The organism is Cupriavidus sp. FW305-26 (genome assembly GCF_058787975.1).
Genome location: NZ_JBYTAH010000014.1, coordinates 52570 through 68318 on the forward strand (window position 1 = coordinate 52570; position 15749 = coordinate 68318).

General features: G+C 68.0%; 14 protein-coding genes. 7 read left to right on the top strand and 7 right to left on the bottom strand.

Annotated elements, in window-relative coordinates; translation table 11 throughout:
* Positions 1-96: 96 nt before the first annotated feature.
* The 4 genes from AC3WQZ_RS10930 to AC3WQZ_RS10945 all read right to left on the bottom strand — a co-directional run bounded on the left by AC3WQZ_RS10930 (position 97) and on the right by AC3WQZ_RS10945 (position 4646).
* A complete protein-coding gene (locus AC3WQZ_RS10930; RefSeq protein WP_010811699.1) occupies positions 97-1014 on the bottom strand; it encodes an ABC transporter permease in 918 nt (305 codons plus the stop codon).
* A complete protein-coding gene (locus AC3WQZ_RS10935) occupies positions 1014-1970 on the bottom strand; it encodes an ABC transporter permease (protein ID WP_011616772.1) in 957 nt (318 codons plus the stop codon). Before AC3WQZ_RS10935 ends, AC3WQZ_RS10930 begins: the two co-directional genes overlap by 1 nt.
* Before the next feature lie 297 nt (positions 1971-2267).
* Positions 2268-3407, bottom strand: coding sequence for an acyl-CoA dehydrogenase family protein (locus AC3WQZ_RS10940; protein WP_010811697.1), 1140 nt, complete (start codon positions 3405-3407; stop codon positions 2268-2270).
* Positions 3408-3461: 54 nt separating this feature from the next.
* The gene (locus AC3WQZ_RS10945; RefSeq protein WP_011616773.1) at positions 3462-4646 is read right to left on the bottom strand and encodes an acyl-CoA dehydrogenase family protein; all 1185 of its coding nucleotides are present in this window, start codon (positions 4644-4646) and stop codon (positions 3462-3464) included.
* Positions 4647-5179: 533 nt separating this feature from the next.
* Between AC3WQZ_RS10945 and AC3WQZ_RS10950 the strand changes: the two genes are divergently transcribed.
* Positions 5180-6565, top strand: coding sequence for an MFS transporter (locus AC3WQZ_RS10950; RefSeq protein ID WP_439669771.1), 1386 nt, complete (start codon positions 5180-5182; stop codon positions 6563-6565).
* Entirely contained in the window at positions 6562-8640 is a 2079-nt protein-coding gene (locus AC3WQZ_RS10955; RefSeq protein WP_492300541.1) for a 3-hydroxyacyl-CoA dehydrogenase NAD-binding domain-containing protein, read from the top strand. The genes AC3WQZ_RS10950 and AC3WQZ_RS10955 overlap by 4 nt, the downstream gene beginning before the upstream one ends.
* A 49-nt stretch (positions 8641-8689) precedes the next feature.
* Here the strand turns inward: AC3WQZ_RS10955 and AC3WQZ_RS10960 are convergent, their stop codons facing one another.
* The 3 genes from AC3WQZ_RS10960 to AC3WQZ_RS10970 form a co-directional block, all read right to left on the bottom strand.
* Positions 8690-9181 (bottom strand): DUF421 domain-containing protein, encoded by a 492-nt coding sequence (locus tag AC3WQZ_RS10960; RefSeq protein WP_010811693.1) that lies wholly within the window; start codon positions 9179-9181, stop codon positions 8690-8692.
* A 161-nt stretch (positions 9182-9342) separates the two neighbouring features.
* Positions 9343-10335, bottom strand: a complete 993-nt coding sequence (locus AC3WQZ_RS10965; protein ID WP_010811692.1) for a Bug family tripartite tricarboxylate transporter substrate binding protein — start codon at positions 10333-10335, stop codon at positions 9343-9345.
* Between the two features lie 112 nt (positions 10336-10447).
* On the bottom strand, positions 10448-11542 hold the full coding sequence (locus AC3WQZ_RS10970) for a porin (protein WP_010811691.1): 1095 nt from the start codon (positions 11540-11542) through the stop codon (positions 10448-10450).
* 314 nt (positions 11543-11856) lie between these two features.
* Here AC3WQZ_RS10970 and AC3WQZ_RS10975 point away from each other — a divergent pair, with 314 nt between their 5' ends.
* The 5 genes from AC3WQZ_RS10975 to AC3WQZ_RS10995 all read left to right on the top strand — a co-directional run bounded on the left by AC3WQZ_RS10975 (position 11857) and on the right by AC3WQZ_RS10995 (position 15736).
* Positions 11857-12741, top strand: a complete 885-nt coding sequence (locus AC3WQZ_RS10975; protein ID WP_010811690.1) for an alpha/beta fold hydrolase — start codon at positions 11857-11859, stop codon at positions 12739-12741.
* Positions 12742-12991: 250 nt separating this feature from the next.
* Complete coding sequence (locus tag AC3WQZ_RS10980; RefSeq protein WP_010811689.1) at positions 12992-13297, top strand: recombinase-like helix-turn-helix domain-containing protein; 306 nt, start codon at positions 12992-12994, stop codon at positions 13295-13297.
* Between the two features lie 40 nt (positions 13298-13337).
* Positions 13338-14399 (top strand): aromatic ring-hydroxylating dioxygenase subunit alpha, encoded by a 1062-nt coding sequence (locus AC3WQZ_RS10985; protein WP_011616776.1) that lies wholly within the window; start codon positions 13338-13340, stop codon positions 14397-14399.
* Positions 14392-15165, top strand: a complete 774-nt coding sequence (locus tag AC3WQZ_RS10990; protein ID WP_010811687.1) for an SDR family oxidoreductase — start codon at positions 14392-14394, stop codon at positions 15163-15165. The genes AC3WQZ_RS10985 and AC3WQZ_RS10990 overlap by 8 nt, the downstream gene beginning before the upstream one ends.
* A 34-nt stretch (positions 15166-15199) precedes the next feature.
* Positions 15200-15736: a cupin domain-containing protein gene (locus AC3WQZ_RS10995; RefSeq protein ID WP_058697854.1), complete on the top strand. Its 537-nt coding sequence runs from the start codon at positions 15200-15202 to the stop codon at positions 15734-15736.
* Positions 15737-15749: the final 13 nt, after the last annotated feature.

The window sequence follows — 15749 nt, forward strand, 5'->3', positions numbered from 1 at the left end:
TCCGTGGTCGACTGCCGTTGGCCCGGCGGCATGGCCGCGCGGGAAATCCATGCCCCGCCGCGCCAGCGCGGCAGGGGACTGCTATTCGGGCGGGCGCTAGCGCGTGCCGCGCATGCGTGGGTCCAGCAGGTCGCGCAGGGCGTCGCCGTAGATATTGATCGCGTAGACCACGATGGTGAGGCAGATGCCCGGCGCCAGCGCCAGCCAGGGGCCCTGGAACATGAAGGTGCGCCCATCGCCGGACAGCATGCCGCCCCACGTCGGCGCGGGCGGCGGCACGCCCAGGCCCAGGAAGGACAGGCCCGATTCCGCCAGGATTGCCGTGCCGACCCGGGTGGTGAACAGCACGATCACCGGGGGCAGCACATTGGGCAGGATATGGCGCCACAGGATGCGCGTGGTGGACGCGCCCATCGACTGCGCGGCGTGGACATACATGTTCTCGCGCACCGAGACCACCGCGCTGCGCACGATGCGCGAGCCGCCGATGCCAAGCAGCAGCCCCAGCGTGCAGACGATCTGCCAGCTGCCCGGGCCCAGCACCGAGACCACCACGATCAGGATCACGAGGTCCGGGAAGCTCATCCAGGCATCGACCATGCGCTGCACGATCAGGTCCAGCTTGCCGCCGAGGTAGCCGGTCAGGATGCCGAGCAGCACCGAGATCGCCGTGGCCAGCGTGGCCGCGCTCAGGCCGATCACCACCGACAGCTGCGCGCCGTACAGGCAGCGCGACAGCATGTCGCGGCCAAGGTTGTCGGTGCCGAACGGATGCGCCCAGGAGGGCGCCTGCAGCCGCTGCAGCATGCTGATCTCGTTCATGCCGTACGGCGCCAGCAGGTCGGCGAACACGCCGCAGAACAGGAAGATGGCGCAGATGACGGCGCCGGCGGCGCCCAGCGGCTTGTCGCGGAACAGCCGCCTGAGCAGCCCGCGGCCGGGCACGGCGCGCCGGACCGGTGCGGCAGCGGCCGCGGGGGCGGCGGGATTGGGGTGCAGGGCGGGCTTGGCCATCAGCGGTGCCTCACTTTCGGATCGAACAGCCCGTAGCTCAGGTCGACGAGCAGGTTGATCAGCATCACCGCGACACCCACTACCAGGAATACGCCGGTGATGACCGGATAGTCGCGCTGGTGCACGGCGTCGAGCAGCAGCAGGCCCATGCCGGGCAGCGCGAAGATCTGCTCGATGATGACCGCGCCGCCGATCAGCAGCGGCGCCTGCAGCCCGATCAGCGTCACCACCGGGATCAGCGCATTGCGCAAGGCGTGGCGCAGCACCACCAGGCGCTCGCTCAGGCCCTTGGCCCAGGCCGTGCGGATATAGTCCTGGCGCAGCACCTCCAGCATCATGGTGCGCGTCATGCGCATGGTGATGGCGGACAGCGCCATGCCCAGCACGATGGCGGGGATCAGCATGTTGCGCACATGCTGCACCGGGTCTTCATGGAAGGGCACGTAGCGGGCCTCGGGCGACCAGCCCCACCAGACCGACGGGAACACCATCACCATGGTGCCTAGCCAGAAGCTGGGGATGGCCAGCATCAGGATGGAGAACGAGCGCGCGATATAGTCGGCGGCGCTGTCCTGGCGGATGGCCGACAGCACGCCGATCGGCAGCGCCACCGACAGCGCCACCACCAGCGCGATCACGCCCAGCGAGAACGTGGCGGGAATGCGCGCGGTCACCATCGACAACACCGGCTCGCCCTGCCACAGCGACTGGCCCAGGTCGCCGCGCAGCACGATGCCGCCGACCCAATGCACATACTGCTGCCACATCGGGCGGTCCATGCCGAGGGCGCGGACCAGGTCTTCACGGGTACGGGTATCGGCGCTGATGTCGTTCTGGCTCAGCATCAGGTCGACCACATCGCCCGGCACCATGCGCACGATGGTGAAGACGATCAGGCTGGCAAACAAGAGCGTGGGAATCAGCGCCAGCAGCCGGCGCAGCACGTAGGCGCTCATCGCAGCCCTGCCTTGGCGCGGCTAGCCGAAACGGAAGATACCGGCAACACGAATCTGCATGATGCTTGGTACATGTCGTCTCCTGTCTCCCGATCCCCTTGCATCCGCCAGCACCGGATCATGCTGCTGAAGGGGAGTGATTTTTTGATATTGCGCCAGTGGCGAAATACCGTTGCGGGTGGTCTTGCGAGGCCGTGATCCCAGCATACTGATCGTTCGAAACGAAAACAACCCGATCGCCGCGCGGAAAAGCTAGTGGTTTTCCATGGTCCCGCGGCGGTATGCGGGACGCGCCGGCTAGTAGCCGCGCAGCGTCGCCCAGCGCTGCAACTGGACGTTGGTATCGCCGAGCAGTTCCTGGGCGGTGCGTGCCCGCTTCATGAAGAAGCCGATCTCCAGCGCGTCGGTCATGCCGATGCCGCCATGCATCTGCACGCCCTCCTGCACGGCCAGAGTCGCGGTGGTGCCAGCGCGCGCCTTGGCCACGCAGACCAGGCCGGCGGCGTCGTCCGTGCCGGCATCGAGCCGCTGCTGGCACTGCAGCACGGCGGCGCGGGTGATCTCGATCTCGGTGAACAGGTGCGCGGCGCGGTGCTGCAGCGCCTGGTACTCGCCGATGATGCGGCCGAACTGGCGGCGCTCCTTCAGGTAGGCAAGCGTGCGGTCGAAGGTTTCGTCGGCGATGCCGAGCAGTTCGGATGCCAGCACGGCGCGGCCCACGTCCAGCACGCGCTCCAGCATGGCGGCGCCATTGCCGGGGGTGCCCAGCACAGCGGCGGCCGGCAGCCGGACCTCGCGCAGGGTCACGCGCGCCGCATTGGTGGCGTCGGCCATGACCGTGCGCTCGATCGAGAGGCCGGCGCTGCCGGCGGGCACCAGGAAGAGCGTGATGCCGTCGCGGTCGTCGCGCGCGCCGGCGGTGCGCGCCGCCACGATCAGGGTGTCGGCGACGTGGCCATCGACGACAAAGACCTTGTCGCCATCGAGGCGGAAGCCGTCGCCGTCGGCGCTTGCGCGCAGGGCATGGCGCGTGGGCCGGTGCCTGGCGCTCTCTTCCAGTGCCAGCGCGGTCAGGTGCTGGCCGGCGGCGATGGCGGGCAGCATCGCCGTGCGCTGCGCATCGCTGCCGTAGTGGCTGAGCAGCGCCGCGCCCAGCACGGCGGTGGACAGGAACGGCGAGGGCGCCAGCGTGCGCCCGATCGCTTCCATGATGACGCCGGCCTCCACTACGCCCAGGCCGCTGCCGCCATATTGCTCGGGCACCAGCACGCCGGCGAAGCCGAGTTCAGCGAGCTGCTGCCACAAGGCGCGGGAGAAGCCGGTCTCGTCGCGGGTATCGCGCAGCATGCGCAGCGCGGAGATCGGGGCGGATTCGCGCAGGAAGGTCAGGGCGCTGTCGCGCAGCATTTCCTGCGTCTGGTTCAGTACGATGGGCATGGGCGGACTCGTGTCTGGGTACGGGGCAGCGGGGGGAAGCGCACAGGGCCGGGCTCAGGCGCCCGGCAGGCCGAGCAGGCGCTTGGCGACGATGTTGAGCTGGACCTCGCTGGTGCCGCCCTCGATCGAGTTCGCCTTGCTGCGCAGCCACGCGCGTGCCAGCGCGCCCTGCTGGCTGCGCTCGCTTTCCCATTCCAGCGCGTCGCTGCCGCCGATCGACATCAGCAGCTCGTAGCGGCGCTTGTTCAGTTCCGCGCCGTAGTACTTGAGCACCGACGAGAACGCCGCGATGCCCTCGCCCTGGCGGGCCAGGTCGCGCACCCGCTCGCCGGCCGCGGCAAAGGCGGCTTCGTCGATCTCGAACTGCGCGACGCGTGCGCGCAGCATCGGCTCGTCGAGCCGGCCGGCGGCGTCCAGCCCGATGGCCTTTGCCGCATGCGCGCCAAGCGGCTGCCGCATGCCGCGGCTGCCGATGGCGCTGATCATCTCGCGCTCGTGGGTGAGCAGGTACTTGGCAATCTCCCAGCCGCCGTTGAGCTCGCCGACCAGCTGTGCGCGCGGCACCGCGACGTCGTCGAAGAAGGTCTCGCAGAAGGGGGATTTGCCGGAGATCAGCAGGATGGGCCGGGTCGTCACACCCGGCGTTTCCATGTCGAACAGCAGGAAGCTGATGCCGGTGTGCTTTTGCGCCGCAGCATCGGTGCGCACCAGGCAGAAGATCCAGTCGGCCTGGTCGGCATAGGACGTCCACACCTTCTGGCCGTTGACCAGGAAATGATCGCCGCGGTCCTCGGCGCGGGTCTGCAGCGCGGCCAGGTCGGAACCGGCGTTGGGCTCGGAGTAGCCCTGGCACCAGCGGATTTCGCCGCGGGCGATGCGGGGCAGGTGCTCGCGCTTCTGGGCTTCGGTGCCGTACCTGAGCAGGGCGGGGCCAAGCATGGAGATGCCGAAACTCTGCAGCGGCACGCGGCAGCCGAGCCGGGCCATTTCCTCGCGCAGCACCTTGGCCTGCTCGCGCGCCAGGCCGGCGCCGCCGTATTCCGTGGGCCATTCGGGCACGGTCCAGCCCTTGTCGGCCATGCGGCCAAGCCACTGGCGCTGGGCCTCGGACTGGAAGCGGAACCTGCGCCCGCCCCAGCAGATGTCGTCTTCGTTGCGCACCGGCTGCCGCATCTCGGCCGGACAGTTCTGCTCCAGCCAGGCGCGCGCCTGCTGCCGGAAGGTCTCCAACTCGTCCACGCGTGTCTCCTTGTGCTCAGGTGCCTTTCGCTGGACGCCTCTTTCTCTGGCGCGCTGCCGGTGAGGTCGCCCGCACCTGGCTGGTCGGCCAGGCGGCGTATCCCGTTATACAAGTCGCATCTGGCAGCGTCAATACTCAATTACCTAAAATGGATGTGGTGGGAGCAGCGGCCGGATCTCCTATGTGCGTGCATTGCAGGCCATGGGTCATGTCTGAGGTTGCGCTGCAGCACGAAAAATCCGAGGAAATAAGCGGTAATTCGACGTAATCACCCAGTGAAAGGAAGGCCGGGCGTTGAAGATGTTTCCTGTGGTAGCATCCATTCAAAACATACTGCTATCACTAAAAAACGGGATGCGCCGGTTGCGTGCGATGCCGGACAGGCAGCTTGCCAACGCAGACCGGTGCCATAGGGAGACCAAGCCGTGCCCGTCGTCATGCCTTCGCTCGACCAGCGAACCGTTTCGTATCCCGGTGCCCGGGCGCCGGACTGCGTGCGCTGGGTGGATTCAGGCGGCACAGGTCTCGGCGCATGACAGGCGAGCGGACCCCCGAGCGGGTAGCCGGCCCCGACGAGGGGCCTGACCTGAGCGCGCATGAACAGGCTGAGCGGTGCTATCTCCAGCATGTCGACCAGCACCTGCCGCGCAACGCCCGCGCCTACCTGGCGCACGGCATGCTGGGCATGACCGGGTTCCGGCTGGTGACCGCGCCCACCTTCGTGCCGGCCTACCTGTACCTGCTGTCCGGCTCCAAGCTGACTGTCGGCATCGTGCTGTCCGCGCAATATGCGGGCATGGCCGCGTCGTCGATCTGGGGCGCCACGCTGATCGAGCACCGCCCGCGCGTCTTGCCGCTGATCTATCTGGTGGGCTGGCTGGTGCGCGCGCAGATCCTGGGGCTGGCGCTGTCGGCGCTGTGGCTGTCGGGCGAGGCGGCGCTGGTCGCGGCGGGCATCTTCCTGCTGCTGTTCGGGCTGCTCAACGGCGTGCAGAACGTCAGCTTCAACTACCTGACCTCCAAGATCATCCCACTGGCGCGCCGCGGCCGGCTGACCGCGCTGCGCAATTTCTGCGGCGGGCTCACCGCGGCCGCGGTGGCGTGGCTGGGCGGGCGCTACCTGGTGGGCAACCAGGTGCTGGGCAACGGCTATGCCGCCACCTTCCTGGCGGCCTTTGTGCTGACCAGCATCGGCATTTCAGCGCTCACGCAGATGCGCGAGCCGACCCTGCACGACGTGCGCCTGCCGGCGGGCTTCCTGCGCCGCCTGGCCGAGGTGCCGGCGCTGCTGCGTGCGGACCGCGATTTCGTGCGTTTTTTCGTGGCGCGCGCGCTGGTGGCGTCCGGCATGATGGCGATGCCGTTCTATGCGATCTATGCCGGCACCCATATCGACCTGTCCGGTGCGGTGCTGGGCTACATGAGCCTGGCCTACCTGCTGGCGCAGACCACCAGCAGCCTGGCCTGGGGCCGCATCGCCGACCGCCACGGCTACCGGCTGGTGTTCCTGGCCAGCATCGCGCTGTGGGTGGCGGCAACGCTGCTGCTGTTGTGCGGCACCACGCTGCCCGGCTTCCTGCTTGCCTTCTGTGGGCTGGGGGCCGCCTTTGGCGGCTTCTTCATCTCGGCTGACAACCTCGTGATGGAGTTCGGCAGCCGCAAGGACCGGCCCATGCTGCTGGCGGTGTCCGATACCGCCACCTACGCGATGATGGCCATCGGCCCGGTCTGCGGCGGCCTGCTGGCCCAGGGCGTGCGCTTCTGGGTGGTGTTCGCGCTCGCCATCGTGGTCAAGTGCGCCGCCTTCGTGCTGGCCCTGCGCATTGTCGACCCGCGCCGGCGCAGGGCGGCGCTTGAGCATCCGCCGGGCCTGCACCGGCACCCCACACCGATTCAATCCAGGAGAACCGATCCATGACCGCCATCAACGCCGTGACCGACCTCACGGTGGACGCCGACATCGCCGTCCTGAGCCTCGACTCGCCCCCCGTCAATGCACTGTCCGCCGCCGTGCGCAGCGGCATCCGCGACGGCATGGCGCGCGCGCTCGCCGACGATGCCGTCAAGGCCGTGGTGCTGATCTGCGCCGGCAAGACCTTTGTCGCGGGCGCGGACATCACCGAGTTTGGCAAGCCGCCGGCGGGCCCGTCGCTGGCGGAGGTGCAGGCCATGATCGAGGACGCGCCCAAGCCGGTGGTGGCTGCCATCCACGGCACCGCGCTCGGCGGCGGGCTGGAGCTGGCGCTGGTGTGCCACTACCGCATTGCCACGCGCTCGGCAAAGTGCGGGCTGCCGGAAGTCAATCTCGGCCTGCTGCCGGGGGCGGGCGGCACCCAGCGGCTGCCGCGTATCGTGGGCCCGGAACAGGCGCTGGAGATGGTCACCTCGGGCACGCACGTGGCGGCCAGCGCAGCGGCGGAGACGGGTCTGGTCGACCTGCTGACCGATGACGCCTCGTTGCGTGCCGACGCGGTGGCGTTCGCACGCAAGGTGGTGGCCGAGAAGCGGCCCCTGCGCAAGGTGCGCGAATCCGATGACAAGGTGGCGGCCGCTCGCGGCAAGCCGGAACTGTTCGCAGCCTTCCGCAAGGCCAATGCGCGGCGCTTTCGCGGCTTCGATGCGCCCGAGTTCAATATCCGCTGCATCGAGGCGGCGGTGGAGCTGCCATTCGAAGCCGGCCTGAAGCGCGAGCGCGAGCTGTTCACCGAACTGCTCAACGGCACGCAGTCGGCGGCCCAGCGCTACTACTTCTTTGCCTCGCGCCAGGTATGGAACGTGCCGGATGTGGGAGCCGACACGCCCGCCCTTGCGGTCAGGCGCATCGGCATCGTCGGCGCGGGCACCATGGGCGGCGGCATCGCCATGAACTTCCTCAACGCCGGCTATCCGGTGACCATCGTCGAGTCCTCGCAGCAGGCGCTGGACCGCGGCCTGAAGACGATCCGGGCCAACTACGACAACACCGCGCGCAAGGGGCGCCTGAGCGCGGCCGATGTCGAGGCCCGCATGGCGCTGCTCACGCCCACGCTGGACCTGCAGCTGCTGGCCGATGCCGACCTGATCATCGAAGCGGTGTTCGAGAACATGGAGGTCAAGCAGGAGCTGTTCGGCAAGCTGGACCGGATCGCCAAAGCGGGCGCCATCCTTGCCACCAATACCTCGGCGCTGGACGTGAACGTGATCGCGGCCGCGAGCTCGCGCCCGGAGGCGGTCATCGGCCTGCATTTCTTCTCGCCCGCCAACGTGATGAAGCTGCTGGAAGTGGTGCGCGGCGACAAGACCGCAAAGCCGGTGATCCGCACCGCGATGGAACTCGCGCGCAAGATCGGCAAGGTCGCGGCGCTGGTCGGGGTATGCCCGGGTTTTGTCGGCAACCGCATGCTGGCCCAGCGCCAGCGCGAGGCCCAGAAGCTGGTGCTGGACGGGGCGCTGCCGTGGGACGTGGACCGCGTGCTGTACGACTTCGGCTTTCCGATGGGCCCCTTCGCCATGAGCGATCTCGCCGGGCTTGACCTTGGCTGGGTGCGCGAGAAGTCCAGCGGCTCGACGCTGCGCGAGGTGCTGTGCGAGATGGACCGCCGCGGGCAGAAGGCCGGCGCCGGCTACTACGACTACGACGAACAGCGCAACGCGAAGCCGTCGCCGGTGGTCGAGCAGGTCATTCGCGACTTCGCCGCGAAACAGGGCAGGAACAGCCGCGTGGTGTCGGAGCAGGAGATCCTGGAGCGCTGCATCTATCCGATGATCAACGAAGGCGCGAAGATCCTGCAGGAAGGCAAGGCGATCCGCGCCTCGGACATCGACGTGATCTGGGTGAACGGCTACGGCTGGCCGGTGTATCGCGGCGGCCCGATGTTCTATGCCGACACCATCGGGCTGGACAAGGTGCTGGCGGCGATGCGGCGCTATGAGGCGCTGTATGGCGCGGACTTCGCGCCGGCGCCACTGCTGGAGGAACTGGCGGCGCAGGGGCGCAGGTTCGCCGATCTCTAAGGCAGCAAGGGCTGCCTCGGCCGGCCGGTGCCATGCGCCGGCCAGGCGCTTACTTCTTCTTGACCACGCTGACCTTGCCGTCGGCCTCCAGGTACAGCGCCTTGACCTCGTCGATCGATTCCAGTCCCTCCTGCCGGTACTTGGCTTCGAGCTCTTCGTCGGTGATGGATTCGCGCCGCATGTTCTCGCGCAGCTTGGTGCCATTGCGCACCAGCAGCACCTTCCTGGGTTCGGCAAAGCGCTGGAAAGCGGGGGAGTGGTAGGCCAGCAGGTCGATCAGCCGGTTCCAGGCGATCAGCGTGACCACCAGCAGCACGGCATCGGCGACGCTCTCGCCGTTGCCTGCCATGCCGTTCTGCGCGGCGTCGGCGACGATCACCACCAACAGCAGGTCGGCGATGCCCAGCGAGCCGATGTCGCGCCGGACCACGAAGCGGAACAGCAGGAACAGCACCCAGTACATCAACGTGCCGCGCACGATGATCTCGAGCGGGGACAGGGTCAGGAGGAGGGCTTCGCGCCAGTCGAACGACAGGTCCATGCGCGCTACCCAGCAACTTCCGGGCCACTTTGCAACGATGGCGGCTGTGGCGCGGGAGTCGCCGCGCCGCGGGTAATTCTTACACCTGGCGCGTACGGTTTGCTGCGCTGAAAGCCAGGCGTCCCGCACGCGGCGGGGACGCCTGGCGGTCCGGCCTCAGGCTAGTCCGCCTGGATGCCGAACTCCTTGACCACCTTGGTGTAGCGGGCGGTGTCGGCGGCGATCAGCTTCGACAGCACCGCCGGCTCGCCGCCCGCAGGCGTGACCGCGATGGTGGCCATGCGCGCCACCACGTCGGGCATCTTCAGGATCTCGTTGACGTGCGTGTTGAGCGTGCGCACCAGGTCGGCCGGCATGCCCTTGGGTCCGAGCAGGGCCTGCCAGGCGCCGATTTCCACGTCCTTGTAGCCCAGCTCGGCCAGCGTCGGCACGTTGGGCGCGAACGGCGAGCGCTTCTGGTCCGCAACCGCCAGCGGCACCAGGCTGCCGTTGCCGACATACTGCGAGATTGCGCCATAGGTGATGTAGGTCACCGGCACCTGCCCGCCGATCACGTCGACGATGGCCGGCGCCAAGCCGCGGTAGGGCACCTGGCTGATCTTGATGCCGGCGGACTTGTTGAACATTTCGCCCATGATGTGCATCGGCGAGCCATTGCCGGGCGTGGCATAGGTTTCCACCTTGCCGGCCTTGGCGCGCGCCACCAGCTCGCTGACCTTGGTGATGCCGCTGCCCTTGTTGACGACCACGAACAGCGACTGCGTGCCGATCTGGCTGATGGGAGTGAGGTCGTGCTGCACGTCATAGCTGGCGCCGGTGCCGGCCTTGAGCACCAGCGGCGCGAGGGCGACGGTGTTGGGGGCCAGCAGCAGGGTGTAGCCGTCCGGGTTGGCGCGCGCCACGTAGGCGCTGCCGATGGTGCCGGCGGCGCCGGTGCGGTTTTCCACCACCACCGACTGCTTCAGGCGCGGGGCGAGCTTTTCCGCGAACAGGCGCGCCAGCACGTCGACGTCGCCGCCGGCCGGATAGGCTACAACGATGGTGATGGGCTTGTTCGGGTACGCACCCTGGGCCAGGGCGGTGCCGCCGGTGGCAGCGACCAGGGCGGTCGCGGCGGCCAGCGTGGCGAGTACTTTGCGGCGTACGGACTTCATGATGTTCAGACCTCTGTAAGACGTGGCGCCCGGACGGGCCGGGGCCAATGGCTGTGTTGGCGTCCGGCGCCTTGCATGCGCCGGACGGTACCGCCGGGGGGCGCGGAGGAAATCAGAAAACGTGCTTGATGCCGATCATCGAGCCCCACTGGTTCTCGCCCGGGCGCGGGTTCGAGCCAGGCGAGCCGCCGCTGACCGACATGGCCAGCTGGCCGCCGTTGTTGATGAAGCCGGCGGTGGCGTACACCGAGGTGCGCTTGCTGAAGCTGTACATCGCGCGCAGCGTATACAGCATGGCCTGGTTGTCGCTGCCGTGGTAGTTCAGGAAGTAGACCTGGCCGGCCAGGTTGACCGCGGGGGTGATGTCGTAGGACGCGCCGGCGTAGTACAGGTCGCTGATCGGGGTGGGGCTGCCCTCGTTGTCGCGGCGGATCCAGCCGGCGCCGATCTTGGTGCGCTGGAACAGCATGTAGCCGCCGAGCGACAGGCGGTCGTCGGTCAGGTTGCTGTTGGTCAGGCCGCCGAAGGCGCCCGGGCCGCCGCGCTGCGAGTCATACGCGGCGGTGACGCCCCAGGTCTTGTTGTCGTAGCCGAGCATGGCCGACCACTGGCGGCACGCCTTCTTGTCGGTGGCGTTCTCGCCGGCGCAGTTGGTGCCCGAGGGGCTGGGGCCGGCGTTGACCGCATCGCGCCCGAAGCTGTAGGTGGCGCCCACCACGAAACCGCTGAAGTTGGCCTTGTACGACACCGCGTTGTCGGCGCGCGTATTGGGCAGGTAGCTGTCGAGCGAGCCCGAGCCGTACACGTTGGGCCCCAGGACATCGCTGTCGAGCGTGGCCCAGAACAGCATGGTGTACTGGCGGCCGAACGACAGCTGCCCGTACTGGTTGCTCAGCCCGACCAGCGCCTGGCGCCCGAACAGGCGGCCGCCCTGGTTGGAGGTGCCCGAATCCGGCGAGAAGCCCGACTCCAGCACGAAGATGCTCTTCAGGCCGCCGCCAAGGTCTTCAGTGCCGCGGATGCCCCAGCGCGAGGGCACGGTCGCGGTCAGGTTGGGCATGCGCACCAGGCCGTCGCCGTTGGCGCCGACATTGCTCACATACTCGACGCCCGTGTCGATGACCCCGTACAGGGTGACCGAGGATTGTGCCGAGGCCAGCAGGGGGAAAGCCGCGGCCAGGCCTGCGGCGATTCGTGCAAGTTTCATCTACCAGTTTCCTTCCGTTTTCCGTTTTGTCGTCTTGTCGTCCGCTGCCACTGCGGATGGCGGCTGCGGATGCTGTTTCGGTCTCTTTTGTGTTTTATATATGAAACATCAAACAACATAAGAAACGTCAAGCAAAATATAGCTGCGAGTTTCCACAAGATGTGAGGAGGGTTATCCCTAGTGAGGCGACGCCGCGACGGCTAACGCCGGCTCTGCGCGGAGGTTTCCGATCTTTCTATCGTTAACCCTCATCCCGGCTGGGCCCCGACACGCCTATGCTTTAAAAGTTTTATTCTCAAACCTAAGTTTTATATATGGAACAAAATCAGCCCCACATCCTGGCCGAGCCAGACCGGCAGTTGCTGGAAGCCCTCGACAGCGGGTTTGCCCAGCGCGTGGTGCAGGTGGGCGCGGACGGCGAGCGCGTGGCTTACCGCAGCGGCGGGAGCACGGGCCCGGCGGTCGTGCTGCTGCACGGCATCAGTTCCGGGGCGGCGTCGTGGCTGCCGTGCGCGAGCCTGCTGGCCGCGCACGCGCGGGTGATCGCCTGGGATGCGCCGGGCTATGGCGATTCGTCGCCGCTGCCGCAGGCGCGGCCGCTGGCGTCGGACTACGCGCAGCGGCTGGACCGGCTGCTGCAGGCACTGGGCGTGCAGCCGGCGTTGATCGTCGGGCATTCGCTGGGCGCGCTGATGGCGGCGGCCTATGTTGCCAACGCGCGCCAGCTGCCCGCGCGCCTGCTGTTGCTCAGCGTGGCGCAAGGCTACGGCGGCGCGGGCAGGGAGGCGCAGGCAAGGGAAGTGGCGCGGCAGCGGCTGGAGGCGCTGGAATCCCTGGGCGTCGATGGCCTGGCGCAACGCGGCCCGGCCCGGCTGCTGAGCGAGGAAGCCGACCCCGGCGCCCAGGCATGGGTGCGCTGGAACATGCAGCGGCTGAACCCGGACGGCTACCGCCAGGCGGTGGCGATGCTGTGCGGCGACGACATCCACGCCTACCTGGCGCGGCGCCCCGATGCCTTGCCCACGCAGATCGCCTGCGGCAGCCGCGATGTCGTCACCACGCCGCCAGCCTGCGGCACGCTGGCCGAACGCTTCGGCCTGCCGTTCTCGCTGATCCCCGATGCCGGCCACGCCTGCTATATCGACCAGGCCGCCGCCACCGCGCGGCTGATCCGCTCGGTGCTGGACGACGCCACCTGAAGCCACCGCGGCGGCGCCTGCCGCCGCATCCCGAGCGGTGTCGCGCAGCTTGCGCCACCCGTTCCAGATTTCGTATGCCGATCGCGGGTTAACCCCAGTCAATTTTTGCGGCCGCGTTGTCTATAGTCGTACCTGTGTTCAATATCTAAACCAGTGTTTCATTAGTAAAACGTAGCCAGGCGATCGCAAGACCGGTCGGCGAGGCACGCGGAACACGGTCCCCCCGCTGCAAGACATGGAGCAAAGCGCAATGGAAAGCCTCTCGTACAACCCGAACCTGGTGCCCTGGGAGCGTCCGGCGCCGAACAACGTGGCAGGCAAGGGCCATATCGAGCAGCCCGGCAAGGTCGCCAACATCGTCTGGCAGACCCGCGCCGCCGCGCCGACCGCCTATGAGAACGCGCTGGGCGATGCCCTCGAAGCCGCGTTCGAAGGCGGCGCGCAGAACCCGCAGGACATCGTGCGCGCCTTCAATGACGCCGGCTTCCTGGGCGTGGACGGCCAGCCCTGGACCGAAGAGCGCTTCCTGTCCGAAATGCGCCGGCTGGGTGCCTGAGCCCGCCCCAGTCCAAGTCCAGCCTCGAAGCGAGAAAACCATGGAATCGAACAAGCAAGCCCGCACCGAAGCCCGCCTGAACACCGGCCTGCGCAACTACTGGTACCCGGTCGCCGCCTCGTGGGCGGTGTCCCATGCCCCGATCGGCATTACCCGCCTGAGCCAGAACATCGTGCTGTGGCGCGACGGCGAAGGCCAGGTCCACGCCCTGGAAGACCGCTGCCCGCACCGCGGCGCGCGCCTGTCGATGGGCTGGAACCTGGGCGACCGCGTTGCCTGCTGGTACCACGGCGTCGAGGTCGGCGGCGATGGCCAGGTCAAGAGCGTGCCGGCGGTGGAAAGCTGCCCGCTGGAAGGCCGCACCTGCGTGCGCAGCTACCCGGTGCAGGAGAAGGCCGGCGCCATCTTCCTGTGGTTCGGGGACCAGGCCCCGCAAGGCGAGGGCAGCCCCGACGAACTGCGCCTGCCGGAAGAACTGGTCAGCGAGGAACACAGCAACTTCCTGTGCGTGGCGCACTGGGACTGCAACTATCGCTACGCCATCGACAACGTGATGGACCCGATGCACGGCGCCTACCTGCATGCGGTGTCGCACTCGATGGCCAGCGGCGAGAAGTCCGCCGTGATGCAGGTGCGCGAGACCGAGCACGGCCTGGTGTTCGAGAAGACCGGCCAGCGCGGCGTCAATTTCGACTGGGTGGAATTTGGCGAGACCGGCACGCTGTGGCTGCGCCTGGCGATTCCGTACCGCGCCAGCGTCGGCCCCGGCGGCCCGTTCGGCATCGTCGGCATGGCCACGCCGGTGGATGAAGACCACTGCATGGTGTTCTTCTGGCGTACCCGCCACGTGCAGGGCTGGGAGCGCGACGTGTGGCGCTTCCTGTACCGCAACCGCCTGGAGCAGCTGCACTGGGACGTGCTGGAGCAGGACCGCGTGGTGCTGGAAATGATGGCCCCGAACGCGCGCGACCACGAGATGCTGTACCAGCACGACGCCGGCATTACCCGCGTGCGCCGCCTGCTCAAGCGCCGCGCCGAGCAGGAAGTGGCCGACGAGCCCGTCGCCATGCTGCAACCCGCCGGAGCCGCCAGCCATGCCTGAGGCAAACACCAACAACACGCTGCTGGCCGGGCGCAAGGTGCTGGTCACCGGCGCCGCGCGCGGACTGGGCCTGGCCTTCGTCAAGGCGCTGGCCGAAGCCGGCGCCACTGTGGCCATGGCCGACATCCTGGCCGAGCGCCTGCAGCAGGAAGCCGACGCCCTGCGCGCCCGCGGCCTGAAGGTGGTGCCGGTCACGCTGGACCTGTCCGATCCGGCCTCGGTGCAGGCTTGCGCCGAGGCCGCGGTCAAGGCGCTGGGCGGGCTCGACGGCCTGGTCAACAACGCCGCCGTGACGGATTCCGGCGGCCGTGACGCCGCCGCCATCGACATCGCCACCTGGGACCGCGTGATGAACGTCAACGTGCGCGGCACCTGGCTGATGACCACCGCCTGCCTGCCGGCGCTGCGCGCCAGCGGCCGCGGCGCCATCGTCAACCTGGCTTCGGACACGCCGCTGTGGGGCGCGCCCAACCTGCTTGCCTACGTGGCGAGCAAGAGCGCCATCATCGGCATGACCCGTTCGCTGGCGCGTGAACTGGGCAAGGACCAGATCACGGTGAACGCCGTGGCCCCGGGCCTGACGCTGGTGGAAGCCACCGAATACGTGCCGCAGCACCGGCACGACCTGTACCGCGAGCAGCGCGCGATCACGCGCGAGCAACTGCCCGACGATGTTTGCGGCGCGGTGCTGTTTGCACTGTCCGACCTCGCCCGTTTCGTGACCGGCCAGACGCTGGCGGTCAACGGCGGCTTTGTCATGCATTGATCCAACCGATCCACTGAAAACAGAAGGAATCCAAATGAGCGATCTTTCTCAACCGCAAAACATCAAGCGTTCCTGGGACCAGCCGGAGAACGCTTCGTTCGACCAATGGATGGAAAGCCGCGTGGCGCGCTTCTCCACGCGCAAGTACGACTGGGACGCGCTGAAGTTCCAGGCCGACTACGACCCCAAGTACCGCCGCGCGCAGATGCGCTACCTGGGCACCGGCGGCACCGGCGTGGCCGCCGACACCAACACCGTGCCGAGCGAGCATTTCACCTTCTCCACCATGATCATCCCGGCCGGCCATGAAGGCCCGTCGCATATCCACACCGACGTGGAAGAGGTGTTCTTCATCCTGCGCGGCAAGGTCAAGCTGATCCTGGAAAAGGACGGCGAGCGCTACGAGACCATCCTGACCGACCGCGACCTGGTCTCGGTGCCGCCGGGCGTCTACCGCGAGGAAATCAACATCGGCGAGGAAGACGCGCTGATGTGCGTGATGCTGGGCGCGAGGAAGCCGATCACGCCGACCTACCCGCCCGAGCATCCGCTGACGAAGATCAAGCGCTGATGCCGGCGAACGT